Origin of the sequence: Pseudoalteromonas sp. MMG024 (genome assembly GCF_021654175.1) — a bacterium.
Lineage (GTDB): Bacteria > Pseudomonadota > Gammaproteobacteria > Enterobacterales > Alteromonadaceae > Pseudoalteromonas.
On sequence record NZ_JAKFZO010000015.1, the window covers coordinates 59,120 to 71,787 of the forward strand.

The 12,668-nt window shown below is 39.4% G+C and carries 14 protein-coding genes; 5 read left to right on the plus strand and 9 right to left on the minus strand.

The features are described 5' to 3' along the window. Positions 1-53: 53 nt before the first annotated feature. A complete protein-coding gene (locus L1068_RS14950; protein ID WP_237130901.1) occupies positions 54-2,240 on the minus strand; it encodes an EAL domain-containing protein in 2,187 nt (728 codons plus the stop codon). A gap of 206 nt (positions 2,241-2,446) precedes the next feature. On the opposite strand from L1068_RS14950, the gene L1068_RS14955 reads away from it, so the two are divergent. After that, positions 2,447-2,980, plus strand: coding sequence for a hypothetical protein (locus L1068_RS14955; RefSeq protein WP_237130902.1), 534 nt, complete (start codon positions 2,447-2,449; stop codon positions 2,978-2,980). After that, positions 2,970-3,851 (plus strand): TIGR03899 family protein, encoded by an 882-nt coding sequence (locus L1068_RS14960; RefSeq protein WP_237130903.1) that lies wholly within the window; start codon positions 2,970-2,972, stop codon positions 3,849-3,851. Before L1068_RS14955 ends, L1068_RS14960 begins: the two co-directional genes overlap by 11 nt. Positions 3,852-3,929: 78 nt before the next feature. Here L1068_RS14960 and L1068_RS14965 read toward each other — a convergent pair whose 3' ends face one another. From L1068_RS14965 to L1068_RS15000, 8 genes are all read right to left on the minus strand, one after another. Beyond that, entirely contained in the window at positions 3,930-4,694 is a 765-nt protein-coding gene (locus tag L1068_RS14965) for a TIGR04219 family outer membrane beta-barrel protein (protein WP_010561933.1), read from the minus strand. A 4-nt stretch (positions 4,695-4,698) separates the two neighbouring features. Beyond that, on the minus strand, positions 4,699-5,682 hold the full coding sequence (locus tag L1068_RS14970; protein ID WP_010561934.1) for a DUF2333 family protein: 984 nt from the start codon (positions 5,680-5,682) through the stop codon (positions 4,699-4,701). An 8-nt stretch (positions 5,683-5,690) separates the two neighbouring features. Next, the gene (locus L1068_RS14975) at positions 5,691-6,152 is read right to left on the minus strand and encodes a copper chaperone PCu(A)C (RefSeq protein WP_237130904.1); all 462 of its coding nucleotides are present in this window, start codon (positions 6,150-6,152) and stop codon (positions 5,691-5,693) included. A 121-nt stretch (positions 6,153-6,273) separates the two neighbouring features. Then, the gene (locus L1068_RS14980) at positions 6,274-6,480 is read right to left on the minus strand and encodes a PspC domain-containing protein (RefSeq protein WP_010561936.1); all 207 of its coding nucleotides are present in this window, start codon (positions 6,478-6,480) and stop codon (positions 6,274-6,276) included. Positions 6,481-6,488: 8 nt separating this feature from the next. Further along, the gene (gene pspA / locus L1068_RS14985) at positions 6,489-7,157 is read right to left on the minus strand and encodes a phage shock protein PspA (RefSeq protein ID WP_237130905.1); all 669 of its coding nucleotides are present in this window, start codon (positions 7,155-7,157) and stop codon (positions 6,489-6,491) included. 897 nt (positions 7,158-8,054) lie between these two features. Next, positions 8,055-8,216, minus strand: a complete 162-nt coding sequence (locus L1068_RS14990; protein ID WP_157813504.1) for a hypothetical protein — start codon at positions 8,214-8,216, stop codon at positions 8,055-8,057. Positions 8,217-8,414: 198 nt separating this feature from the next. After that, on the minus strand, positions 8,415-9,431 hold the full coding sequence (gene dusA, locus L1068_RS14995) for a tRNA dihydrouridine(20/20a) synthase DusA (protein ID WP_237130906.1): 1,017 nt from the start codon (positions 9,429-9,431) through the stop codon (positions 8,415-8,417). A gap of 714 nt (positions 9,432-10,145) precedes the next feature. After that, the gene (locus tag L1068_RS15000; protein ID WP_237130907.1) at positions 10,146-10,478 is read right to left on the minus strand and encodes a hypothetical protein; all 333 of its coding nucleotides are present in this window, start codon (positions 10,476-10,478) and stop codon (positions 10,146-10,148) included. Positions 10,479-11,233: 755 nt separating this feature from the next. Here L1068_RS15000 and L1068_RS15005 point away from each other — a divergent pair. The 3 genes from L1068_RS15005 (at position 11,234) to L1068_RS15015 (ending at position 12,648) form a co-directional block, all read left to right on the plus strand. Then, entirely contained in the window at positions 11,234-11,665 is a 432-nt protein-coding gene (locus L1068_RS15005; RefSeq protein WP_237130908.1) for a transcriptional repressor, read from the plus strand. 84 nt (positions 11,666-11,749) lie between these two features. Beyond that, positions 11,750-12,217 carry a chemotaxis protein CheX gene (locus tag L1068_RS15010; RefSeq protein WP_054979540.1) on the plus strand — a complete coding sequence of 156 codons (468 nt, stop codon included), beginning with the start codon at positions 11,750-11,752 and terminating at the stop codon, positions 12,215-12,217. Positions 12,218-12,219: 2 nt separating this feature from the next. Further along, complete coding sequence (locus tag L1068_RS15015; RefSeq protein ID WP_010561941.1) at positions 12,220-12,648, plus strand: secondary thiamine-phosphate synthase enzyme YjbQ; 429 nt, start codon at positions 12,220-12,222, stop codon at positions 12,646-12,648. The last annotated feature ends 20 nt before the right edge of the window (positions 12,649-12,668 follow it).

Genomic DNA, 12,668 nt, shown 5'->3' on the forward strand with positions numbered 1-12,668 from the left:
CTAGAATAAAATGGCCGCAAATTATAGCTGAGTTTACCGCTAGCCTCTAGTGTTTATTTTTTAGCCAGCAAAAATTGTTTGAGTTCTTCATACGGCATTGGCTTTGCAAACATAAAGCCCTGCGCCTCTTCACAGCCCATTAGGCGCAAACAACTCGCCTGATCTTCATTCTCGATTCCTTCAGCAATGGTGTTTAAACCAAGCTTTTTGCCCAGTGATACAATTAACTCAGCAATGGCACCACTGTCTTCAGGAATGTCTTTTACAAAAGCTCTGTCTATTTTAATGCGGTTAAGCGGCAGCTTTTTAAGGTATGACAATGACGAAAAGCCTGTGCCAAAGTCATCAATCGCAATTTCCAAACCATGCTCTTTTAGCTCAGTTAGTGCTTCAACCACAATTTCAGGCTCATCCATCACAATGCTTTCAGTCACTTCTAACTCAATTTTATGAGGATTTATTTGGTGATCTGCTAACGTGTTTTTTACTTTGCTCACAAACTGAGGATCACGAAATTGCGGCACCGAAACATTCACTGCAATACGCATATCAAAACCAAGTTCTAATAGCTGCTTTTGCGTTATACAAGCTTGCTCTAACACCCATTGACCAATTGGTAAAATTAACCCTGATTGCTCCGCTAAGGGCACAAAAATCGCCGGAGAAATAAAACTGCCCTGCTCGTTTGGCCATCTTAATAATGCTTCGCAACCAATTACTTCACGTGTTGCTAAACAAATTTGCGGTTGATACCAGACAGCCAACTTATGCTCACTAAAATCATGACGTAGTTCTTTTAACACCCCAAGCTGCCACGCCATTTTATCTTCCATTTCTGGTAGATAATATTCGTAGTTAAATCTTAAGTGTTTTTTACCTAAATTAAGTGCGATATAACAAGCCTTGAGTGTTTCTTTTCCATCTTTATAGAAGTACTGCTGCTCGCAGACGCCCAAGTGAAAGTTAACTGGCAATAAATGCTCACCGGCATGAAAAGGCAAAGACAATATATGATTTAGTGACTCAGGCGTCACTTTGTCGGACTCAACTAATGCTGCAAACACATCCGCACCAATGCGCGCAAAATAACGAATGCCAATTACATCTTCTTGAATTCGCGTTGCTACCGCTTGTAATAGTAAATCGCCAACATCTTGCCCTAAACCATTATTAATTGATGAAAAGTCAGCTATATCAATAAAATAAAGAGAAAAATCGTTATGACTATCTGAGTAAAAACGGCCAATTTGATTTATAAAGTCATTACGATTTGGTAGCTTGGTGAGTTTATCTTTATAAGCTGCGTCGCGCAGCTCACTAAGCATTCTGACATTTTTAAATGCGGATGACACATTCTGCAAAAAGATTTCAATAAGTTTAATCTGCTGCTCATGCACCATTTCTTTGGTTTCAAGATAAATCGCAAACTGCGATTTATCATCTTCAACAAAAAAGCAGCTGTCGTGCTCGTCAACTTGATGAGTTTTACTTGCCAATGTTTGTTGCAATACACCGAGTGCTCGGCTGTTATCTATTTGTTCTATACCTTGCCAAACAGCTCCTTTGTATTCAGCACTGCCACCAAGCACAGCGGAACGCCCGCCCTCAGCACTCACAATCACACCGTCACCCGTGCCATCTAACAACTTAGCTATTTGCTCAATAACTTGTGACGCAAAAGCACTTAAATCTTCTAAACCATTTATCGACTTTGCGGCATCAAGCACTCTCTCTAAACCTGTATTGTGTTCAGATAATTCACACAGCTGCTGGTAGGAGCGAAGCGCTGACACTAATGAGGTTACTAACTTAGCGCGTGTCAGTTCGGTTTTTGTTTTGTAGTCATTAATATCATATTCGCGAATGATATTTTCTTCCGGTGCGTAACCCGGTTGACCTGTACGTAATATAATTCGTAATTGTGAATTATTTAACTCTTCGCGAATACGTTTAACCGTTACTAATCCGGCGTCGTCGGTTTCCATTACCACGTCGAGCAAAACCACTGAAATATTGGGGATTTCAGTTAGCTTTTTAACAGCTTCTTCACCACTGTAAGCGTGATGAAATCTGAGTTGTTTATTCCAAAATGATAAACCTGACAGCGCCAGCTGTGTAACGGAGTGCACTTCAGGCTCGTCATCTACTATCAAAACATCCCAAAAACCAGAGTACTGCTCGGGGGTTTCGTTATCATCTTCATTCAAGAATAAAAACCGTTCTTCGGCAGGTTGTGTCATGAAACCTCTACGTCGTCACAAGACCTTTGAACTCTTTCTCTGGTCACTATATATTTTTTCTTATTGGTTAAACTTGCTATCCACTAGCCAGTTGTTCTCATTACTAAAGCAACGTTAGCATCAGCCACTTACCTAGTATAGACTATTAATTAGAATGTTTAAAAATACTATGATAACTATAGTGTTTTCTGAAAATACGGAGCCAAATGCGGTACTTAATTCGCACCTTGTTTAGCATAGTTTTGGTAATTGCAATAACCAGCGCTTTATTGCCAAATCGCTATACCATTGAAAAAACCATAACGAGCCATTGTCAGCAACCGCAATTTCAAAGCTGGGTGTTGGACTTAGCGAATTGGTACTTGTGGACACCGTGGGCAACGTACGAAAAAACATGGCAAGAGTTAGAGCTTGCTAACAGTAATAAGATTGGCGCCTATTTAAAGTGGCAAAGCGGCGAGCGCATTGGTGAAATGACGGTAACAGCGATTAGTCATAACAGCATTTCCTACACCAGTATTATTGACCACCATACTAATATTGGTCACTTTGTTGCCAAGCCATTTGCCAATAAATTACAAATAAGTTGGGCAATTGAAGGTGGCATTAACACCCCGCTAGTGGGTAGTTTATTAACTCAATACCACAAATATAAAATGCAGGACGCGATTGATTTAGGGTTACGAAATTTAAACTCGCTTTGCAAAAGTCAAAAGATGGAACAACAAGATGCCAATTAAACCGATTACGGCACAACAACACCTTGCAAAGATAATTAAAAGCAAAGTGGGTGCAGAACACAATAAAGTAAACGCAGAGCAAGCATCAAAACGCCTTGAGCAAGACAGTGTTTCAAAAACCCTTAACCCTCTACCAAATTACAATAGCACCGAAAGCACACTGCAACGCGCACAAAAACGCCGTAAGCTTGCACTTATTCGAAAACAAACAAATATTGAATCGATTCTTGGATTAGCGCAACATTACTGCCCGCCTGTAACCTCACAAGGTGAGCCGGACCCTGATTGGATTGAGCGCTTTTTAGAGCTGGCCGAGGATACCAGCAATAGCAATATTCAAAAGTTATGGGCGAAAGTACTTGCTGGTGAAGTTATTAATCCGGGATCATTTTCGTATAAGAGTTTGATCACGCTTAAACACATCACACCAAAAGAAGCTGACGTATTACAATTGGCAACAGGGTGTGCGGGTAAATCGGCAAGTGATGGATTTCACCAAATAATTACTGGCAGCTACCTTGCGCCAAGTTTGCTTAACTTTTTAAATCCGCATAAAAAAAACTACGTGAACTTAAGTAGCGCCGGACTCAACTATCCCGATATTTTAACACTTATCGACATTGAGTTAATTTATCAGCAAGAGATTGAATCTAAGGCATTTGAACGAGGCGAAAGCCAAACACTAAGCTTTGCCAACGGCACCTTAACCCTAACAGCTAAGCGTCAAGGCAGTATTTTAACGTACTATAAATTTACCCAAACAGGGTTCTCACTAGCGCGATTAACCAGTAATAAACTTAGTAATCAATATTTAGAGTGCTTGAAAAAAGCATTCGATAAGAGCTTTGATGTGAGTTTTGCCAACAGTTAATGCTGGCAAAACTATAGTATGAGCTTGGTAAACTCAGCGGTTTACTAGCGTAAACCAAATTCAGATACGGGCATTCTATTAGAAGTGAATTTGCAAGCCCGCAAATACACCATCAACGTCGATATCTGTGTAAATATCATCAACGTCATCTAATTCAAGTAACATTGCACGGTAACCAGCCTTAACAGCAACATCCACCGCCATATTATCGATAAACTCCCACGCAACACCGATTTGATAATCTTGAATTTTGCTATCACCAATTGCTAATAGCTGGCCTTCAGCAAATGCGCTTAATCCCGTAAACGGTAAACCAAATTGCACCGCACCATAAGCCATAGGAATAAAACCATTAAAATCAACCGACTCTTCACCAAAGTTTGACCCTTGTTGATCGCCTTTAACCGCTACATAGCCATCAAACTGTTTAGCAGATAAGCCTAAATCAATCGACACCAAGTCGTTGTCGAAGATTTCGTAGTAAAGTACGTAATCAACATGGCTTAAATCACTGTCGCCTGTAACTGTTGAGTTAACTTTAAATACTTTGTCACCAAAGCCAAACGAAGTGTTTAAATTGGCATCGGCTGCTAATTCTAATTGGGTATATTTTAATTTTACATTTGGTACTAGCGGGATTGGGTGCTCAAGCGCTGCATAGTAGCTGCCGTACTCTTTATCTTCAAAATTGAAGCTTTGCATATCGCTCGACGTACCTAGCGCACCATCGGTTTGTGCAGCCCAATAATCACCACCAACATACAGGCCTAACAAAGTGTCTGCTTTCGCCTGTGGTACCATTGCGGCAGCAATTAGTGCTGCACCAAACATCATTTTTTTCATTAAGTTATCCCTGAGAGAGTAATTCTGATAATTCAATAATCGCGGCATTCGCGCGCGATAAATAATTTGCCATTACCAATGAGTGATTTGCGACAAAGCCAAAGCCACTGCCGTTTAACACCATTGGGCTCCAAACAGTTTCTTGTGTTGCTTCCAATTCGCGCATAATTTGCTTAACGCTAACACGTGCATTTTTCTTTTCTAACACATCGGCAAAGTCGGTTTCAATGGCCGCAAAAAAATGTAACAGCGCCCAACTCGCACCGCGCGCTTCATATAATACATTATCGATTTCTAACCAAGGCGTTTTAACCAATTGGTGTGATGGCGCATAACTTGCGCGACGTGCAGCTGTATCACCGGCAAGATCAGTGTTAATTTTATCTTGCCCTACACTACTGCTTAAACGCATGCTTAAACTACCTAAACGCTTTTCAACCTCTTTTAGGTAGGCACGTAAATTGTCAGCTCGTGCATAAAATTGTGCGCTAGAATCTACCGGATTTGCGATATCTTTACGGTAACGAATTAATGCGTCTATGCCCTTTTGATACTCATCTTCCGCACTTGGTAAAATCCATGCGGTTGAATTGATATTAAACTGCGGCTGTGCAGCTTTAAGCTCAGGGTGTTCCGTCGATTGAGACTGAGAACGACTAAAATCTTTACGCATTGCCAACGTGATATCACGGGTCATTTCCAACACGCCAAATTCCCATGACGGCATGTTATCCATCATTACTGACGGTGGCATTACATCGTTAGTCAAATAGCCACCTGGCTTATTTAACAATGTGCTGGCAACTTCAATTACGGCAGTTGTAGTAACGTAACCAGTAACCACTTGCTGCTGTTCTTGTTTAGCCGCATTCTCAGCGCGTTCTTGAACGTTAAATATATCGGGTTCAATACTCCAATAAACCGCGATTAAATAAAAAAACAAGAAAATAAATGCAACCGCAGCTGCAATTTTACCTTTATGTTGCATATCCCCTCCTAGTGATGGTGGTGATGCTGATGCGCATTCTCAGCGCTTTCATTAATGCCTACAACCGTAGCTTTACCGTTTACCGTTAAACCAGATGCAAAATTAAATGTAGCACTTAGCGATTCACCTTTAATTAATTTAGATTTAGGTGAAAACAGCATAAGGTGCAAACCACCTGATTGAAACATCGCTGTAGAATGTGCGTCGATGGCCAATTTTTCTAGTTTAACCATACTCATCATGCCATTTTTCTGCACATGATTATGGATCTCAACACGACCCAATTTTTCAATGCTGACTGATGTAAGCACTTGATCTTGGTTCGTGTGATTAGCAAGCTGAAAATACCCAACGCTTGATGGCGCTCCGGGAATAAACTCGCGAACAGTAAAGTCAGATACTGTAATTTGGTTGGCTGCAAGTGAAAAAGAAAAAACTGAAATAATAATTAATAGATAGCGCTTAAACATCAAAATCCCTCCATGCTTTGATTCAGTATACTACAGAGGAAGATGCAAAAAGTACCTGAAAATTATTAATTATTGTAAATTTTAGGGGGAGGGGTTAGGTCCTGCTCCCCTAAGTAAAAAATTAATAATAGCGTGCTGGTAGCACCGTTGCTGCAACAAAATAAGCAAGCAAAGTTGCGACAGGAAAGACCAACAACGCTGCCACCGCGGCTAATCTTACGCTCCAGATTGGTAAACTATTACCAAGAGCAAGACCTGCGCACACGCCCGACACTTTTTTGTTTAGTCTGTCTTTGTAAAAACTGCCGTTATGTATATGAGATTTCATAACCCCTCCTATGCTGCTTTTTTAGCAACTTGTGCTTTCAATGCCGCTAGCTCTTCATCTAGTGCGTCGTCTTTTTCTAACTCATCAAACTGCGTTTTAAGGCTCGAACTCTGAGTTACTTCGTAAGACTCAATTTGTGCTTCAATGCGGTCCACTTTGTATTCGATTTCGTTAAAACGCTCTAGCGCCCGATCAATTTGCTCACTATGAAGCTGTGATTTAGCTTTCACTCTAGCTTCTGCTGACTGCGAGCGAATTTGGTACTCTTTTAGTTTACCCTTCGCTTGCGTTAGTTTTTGATGCAATGAATTACTGTCTTGCGCAACTTTACTTAGCACTTCATCAATACGATCAATTTCTGGTTGAATCCCATCGATTTCTTTATTTGCTTTTTGCTTTTCAGCAAGTGCTGCTTTAGCAAGATCTTCACGCTCTTTTTGCAACGCTTTTTCAGCTTGAGCATGCCAATAGTCTGCTGATGATTGCTGTTTGGTTAACTTGCGCTGCAGTGTTTTCTTTTCAGCTATCAAGCTTGCCGATGTAGTGCGTAACTCTACTAGCGCTTCTTCCATTTCTTGTACCATTAGGCGCACTAGTTTTTCTGGATCTTCAGCACGGTCTAACGCTGCTGATACGTTCGCTTGGATAATGTCGGTTAATCGAGTAAAAATGCCCATAACTCTCTCCTGTTGATATTCGTCTATTTTTTCTCTTGTGTATTCTGTTACTCCAATCATTGTGCCAAAACAAACAAAACCAACAAATACAATACGTTATGATTAAACTAGATTTATAAAATGTTGTGAAGTAGTTAAATTAACCACAACATTGGTTAAATTAACTAATAATTAAAATTTTATTTAACCAGAGCGTGTTGACCTTTGTGGTCTAAATTCTGTTCAAATCCAAAGATTTTTGATCGCGGCGTTGCTTTGTAGGCTTAGTGGACTAAGTCAAGAAGCAACAACAAAGAGCAAAAAGCTTTGGGTTGAACCTGTTGGGCAGCGCTTGTTTGGCCTTTATATTGCGTTATCGTTCATTTATGTAGAGTACTACACTGCAATCACTCAGCCTTGTCTAAATGCAAAACAAACTGCTGCAGAAATAGGCAGCAAAGTTCAACACGCTCTTACATTTTACGAAGGTTTAAGCGCGTGATTTTAAAGCTAGCGCTAAGTAGAGGATTAAATAAAAAAGATTACAGGGCACTGTTTTACGATAACAATTAAGTAAAGGTTACGACCGTAACTAAGTAAATAACGCGCTATTGATAACGCTAACAAATGCATCAACAACGGGATTAATTGCAAACAAGCTTATAGAGATGGTAAATGTAATGGCTAAAACGTCAGATGTAATTCCAAACGTAATACAGCTACCCCAAAAGGGGAGAGATTCGCAGATTAAGGATTAACAAAGATTACGAGCTTAAATATGGAATAAAGCTGCAGGTTAATTATTTAAAAAGAGTTTGACCACGCTGCCCAATAAATCCGTGCCACACACCCACTGTCACTAATAAGCTAACAACTGGTAATAAAAACAGGCTAAATAAATCAAGTAAGTCCAACATTTTAAGCTCCTTTTTCGCACTTCAATTGCAATAAGTTAGCCACACTCGGTACTTGCTCACACACCTGCTCAAGCTGCGCTTGTTGCTCTGCTTGCGTTGCAAGTACAGATTGCAGAAGTAAACTGATAAGTAACAACGCTGTAGTAACTATTTTTGCTAACATAACGTTCGGTTAAATATTAAGAATCGTACGTAATACTTAACAAAGAGCATGCCAAAAACATAACCTATTGATTAAATTAGAAATAATAAAAAACACTAACCTAACAAATAAAAAAAAAGCCAAACACTGGTTAATTTAACCAATATTTAGCTTTTAATTTTCCCAAATACGGAATTGGGGTTTCCCTATTTCGGGATATTACTCAGGAACAAACGCCAGCGCTTCTTCAAGTAATGAAATTTGAGCATCTTTCTTATGACCATTTTCAGAAAGATGACGACGGTATGAACGTGCTCCTGGCTGGCCTTGGAAAATACCCAGCATATGCCTTACAACATGCCAAAAGTTTGCACCTTGTGCCATTTCTGATTCTATATAATCAAACATATTGCGCACCACTTGGTGGCGAGTCAACGTTGTACTTTGCTCATCACCATAAATTAGCTTATCAACTTCAGCCAGCATATATGGATTGGCATACGCTTCACGTCCAACCATTACACCATCAATATGCTGTAAATGTGTTAAACATTCATCAATGGTTTTTACCCCACCGTTTAGTGAAATGTGGCAATCACTGAAATCACGCTTAAGTTGGTAAACACGCTCATAATCGAGCGGCGGGATTTCACGGTTTTCTTTTGGACTTAAACCTTGCAACCACGCTTTGCGTGCATGGATGATAAAATCACGACAACCCACATTATAACTAGCATCAATTAATGCCGTTAAGAACTCGTAAGAGTCTTGTTCGTCGATTCCGATACGCGTTTTAACGGTAACAGGTACGTCTGTTTCAGCTTTCATCGCCGCAATACATTCAGCCACCAACTGAGGCTCGGCCATTAAACAGGCGCCAAAGCGACCATTTTGCACACGATCAGATGGGCACCCGACGTTTAAATTAATTTCTTGATAGCCATATTGGTCAGCACGTTTTGCGCATTCTGCTAATGCTTTCGGATCGGAACCACCCAATTGCAGTGCCACCGGTTGCTCATGTTGGCCAAAATGTAAATAGTCACCTTTGCCAAAAATAATTGCACCAGTTGTAATCATTTCAGTGTACAACACTGAATGCTTTGTTAATTGTCGATGGAAAGTACGACAATGCCTATCCGTCCAATCCAGCATTGGGGCTACAGACATTCTACGAAAGCTTGTTTTTACTGGATTTCTAGATATTACAACACCTTCAAGTGTTTCTTCATTCATAAAATAATGACTCCGAGTTGCTTTGAATTGTCCTGAATTACTCTGAATTGCCTAAACAGTCACCCTATAAGCACCCTTACAGGGTAGGACAGATCAATAGCTTACATAGCTTTTCTAGTTGATAATTGAAAATATTAATTTAGGCGGGGATTATACACAAACAGATGCAAGAAATGCAGTAAACACTAAATCTCCCCCCCCCAACAAACCAACCCAATATTTTAAATACCATACCTATTCCTTTTATTTTCCATAGCTTTGTAACAACTAAGCTAAGTTAGCATTCACCTTTTAACAATCTGGACATTTACACAGGCGCTAAAAAACCCGCGGCTTGCGGGTTTGCATTTTATGCTTAACTAACTTTATAGGAATACTCATCAGGTATTAATTGCTCTAGTATGTAAGCAGCAATTACCACCCCAGTAAAATTCATCAAAATTTCAAGTCCATCAAAAGAAACGAATGAAGCTAAAGCTCCAATGAAAACCGATAGTTTTTTATCTCTAAAAATTAATGAAATAGCTAGAATTGAAATTAAGCCAGCAAATAAAATAGAACATAATTTCTCCTTTTTGTATTTAAAGAATAATTATTAAGCTCTAATGAAAAAGCCATCAATTTAAAAGTGTATATTTACCAAAATACTTGGTTTTCTTAGATCTCGAACATAAAAAAACCCGCTTTGGCGGGCCTTTTTATAGGTGAATTTTACTAACCACAAGCCTTTTTTAGCTGATTATGGCTTTCATCTTCAGAACTCATTGATAATTGAGATGCCTGTTCTCTTAAAAGTTGCTTCTTCTCAGAGTCGGCAAATCTCTTTAGCACTTGTCTGATTAATGGTTGATAGCCAATACCATTCAGTTGGCCTATCATCTTTAAATCTTCAATTAGTGTTTTCTGCAAGCGAATTGATATCATTTGCAATGCTAGAGATTCATTGATCATCTCTTCATTTAGCTCTACGGTTTCTACATGTGCCTCATCACAACCTAGTTCGCGATTATCCCATGCATCTATAGTGCTTTCGATTTTATCTACCATGATTTATACCTCGTTTCAGAGCAATCCGTTACGTTTTCATTTTAGTCCTATAATAAATGCTCTTAGCTCACTAAGAGTATTTATTATAAATACGAACTTCCTCTCCGTTAGCTTCATAAGCTGTTTTGATAACAAACTCATTACTATCACTACAATAAATAAACACTACTTTTAGTACTCTACCTGTATCTGTTGTGCCAATAAACCATAACGATGGAGGGTTGGTTTTATGTTCTTCTCTATTATCCCTTAAGAACTTAGCATTAGCCTTCCGAGATGAAAAACACTCAATAACCTCGTTCTCGGTTACGGAGTGTTTAGTCGCTAACTTTTGCCTTACCGACGTTGATATACTAATACCCATAAAAATCCATCTTCTTTATTGTAGGACATTATTGTACATCTGTGTATATACAATAGCAATACAACAAAAATTATAAAATAATTACTTTTGAGAAAAAAGCTGTCACCCTGATACTTCAAAAGCCACCCAATAGTCACCCCAGCACAACCCAAAACCTTTATTCTATTGAATATCAGTCCAATCCAGCATTGGGGCTACAGAAAAACGTCTATTCACGCTACACCTCAGTAAATTATTCACGCTACACCTCAGTAAATATGGGGTCGCGATTCTACTCGATTTTTCGTCTTTGCTCAATTTATATTCATAAAAGAGGGGTTTGCTTAAAGACTTAACTACAAATAGTTAAATTGATTGTGGTAAGATGACTTTGATATCGAGGAACAATTTTATGACAGTTGAAGCATTAACAGAAAAAGCAAAAGTCGTTTGCAACGACAAAGGGGTTCGCTTTACGACAATTCGCGAGAAAGTTTTTCGCTTATTGGCTGGCACTCAATCAGGTGTTGGCGCTTATGATTTGCTAGAGCAATTAAAGCAAACTGAGCCTAATGCAAAACCTGCTACAATCTATAGAGCGCTCGATTTCTTAGCCGAAATGGGCTTTATTCACAAAATTGAAAGCACCAATGCATTTATGCTGTGCCATCATTTTGAACATACTCATCCAGTTCAGTTACTCATTTGCGAAAAATGCGGCCATGTTGAAGAGCTTAATTCTCACGCAATTGCGCACGAGCTGAACAACCAAGCGACAGATTTGGGTTTTAAAGTTGTAACTCAAACAATTGAAGCGCGTGGTATTTGCGCTAAGTGTCAATAAATATCAGAATTAGTTTGCAAAAATCGCAACTTCATTCTTGAATTATAGATGATATACGCCTAAAAAACGGAACCGGACTAAAACATGAATGTAGAATTCATAAACCCATTTATTTCTTCTTTACTCAATGTGTTATCAACAATGGCACAAACTGATCTAACGCCGGGCAAGCCCAAAATAAAGAAAACAGAAGTGGCTGTTGGCGATGTATCAGGCTTAATCGGTATGGTTGGCCCACAAACTAAAGGTTCTTTGTCTATTACCTTTGATGGCGAACTTGCCATGACCATTATGGAGCGCATGCTCGGTGAACGCCCTGAGAAAATAAACGAAGAAGTCACCGACATGGTTGGTGAAATTACCAATATGGTTGCCGGTGGTGCTAAAAACTTACTAGGCGACAAGGGCTACGAATTTGATATGGCAACGCCCGTTGTTGTATCAGGTAAAGACCACACTATTACTCATAAATGTGAAGGTCCGAAACTTATTATGCCGTTTACATCGGATTTCGGTGCAGCACATATTGAGGTTTGTTTCGACAAACTATAATTATGAGTTGGCAACAAAAAAGCTTTCAATTAAAACCTCGTGCGCGAGGTTTTCATTTAATAGACGCTGAAATTACGCATCATCTTGCTGAACTGAGCAAATATCGTATTGGCATACTGCACCTATTTATACAGCATACATCTGCTAGTTTAACGATTAACGAAAATGCCGATCCAACCGTGCGCATTGATATGGAAACTCATTTCAATAAGTTTGTACCACAAGGTCAAAGTTATTATCAGCATGATTACGAAGGTGATGATGATATGCCAGCGCACATTAAGGCGAGCACACTGGGTTCGAGTATCTCAATTCCCATTGCTAATGGTCAGCTTAATATGGGCACGTGGCAAGGTATTTATCTTGGTGAACACAGAGATTACGGAGGTGCTCGCACCTTAGTCGCTACAATACAGGGAGAGGTATTCTAAACCTCGCACTTAGCTGCAAA

Excerpts from the sequence above, each read along its gene's own strand:
- L1068_RS14950 (WP_237130901.1), bottom strand. The coding sequence starts at position 2,240 with ATGACACAACCTGCCGAAGAACGGTTTTTATTCTTGAATGAAGATGAT.
- L1068_RS14955 (WP_237130902.1), top strand. The coding sequence starts at position 2,447 with ATGCGGTACTTAATTCGCACCTTGTTTAGCATAGTTTTGGTAATTGCA.
- L1068_RS14960 (WP_237130903.1), top strand. The coding sequence starts at position 2,970 with ATGCCAATTAAACCGATTACGGCACAACAACACCTTGCAAAGATAATT.
- L1068_RS14965 (WP_010561933.1), bottom strand. The coding sequence starts at position 4,694 with ATGAAAAAAATGATGTTTGGTGCAGCACTAATTGCTGCCGCAATGGTA.
- L1068_RS14970 (WP_010561934.1), bottom strand. The coding sequence starts at position 5,682 with ATGCAACATAAAGGTAAAATTGCAGCTGCGGTTGCATTTATTTTCTTG.
- L1068_RS14975 (WP_237130904.1), bottom strand. The coding sequence starts at position 6,152 with ATGTTTAAGCGCTATCTATTAATTATTATTTCAGTTTTTTCTTTTTCA.
- L1068_RS14980 (WP_010561936.1), bottom strand. The coding sequence starts at position 6,480 with ATGAAATCTCATATACATAACGGCAGTTTTTACAAAGACAGACTAAAC.
- pspA (WP_237130905.1), bottom strand. The coding sequence starts at position 7,157 with ATGGGCATTTTTACTCGATTAACCGACATTATCCAAGCGAACGTATCA.
- L1068_RS14990 (WP_157813504.1), bottom strand. The coding sequence starts at position 8,216 with ATGTTAGCAAAAATAGTTACTACAGCGTTGTTACTTATCAGTTTACTT.
- dusA (WP_237130906.1), bottom strand. The coding sequence starts at position 9,431 with ATGAATGAAGAAACACTTGAAGGTGTTGTAATATCTAGAAATCCAGTA.
- L1068_RS15000 (WP_237130907.1), bottom strand. The coding sequence starts at position 10,478 with ATGGTAGATAAAATCGAAAGCACTATAGATGCATGGGATAATCGCGAA.
- L1068_RS15005 (WP_237130908.1), top strand. The coding sequence starts at position 11,234 with ATGACAGTTGAAGCATTAACAGAAAAAGCAAAAGTCGTTTGCAACGAC.
- L1068_RS15010 (WP_054979540.1), top strand. The coding sequence starts at position 11,750 with ATGAATGTAGAATTCATAAACCCATTTATTTCTTCTTTACTCAATGTG.
- L1068_RS15015 (WP_010561941.1), top strand. The coding sequence starts at position 12,220 with ATGAGTTGGCAACAAAAAAGCTTTCAATTAAAACCTCGTGCGCGAGGT.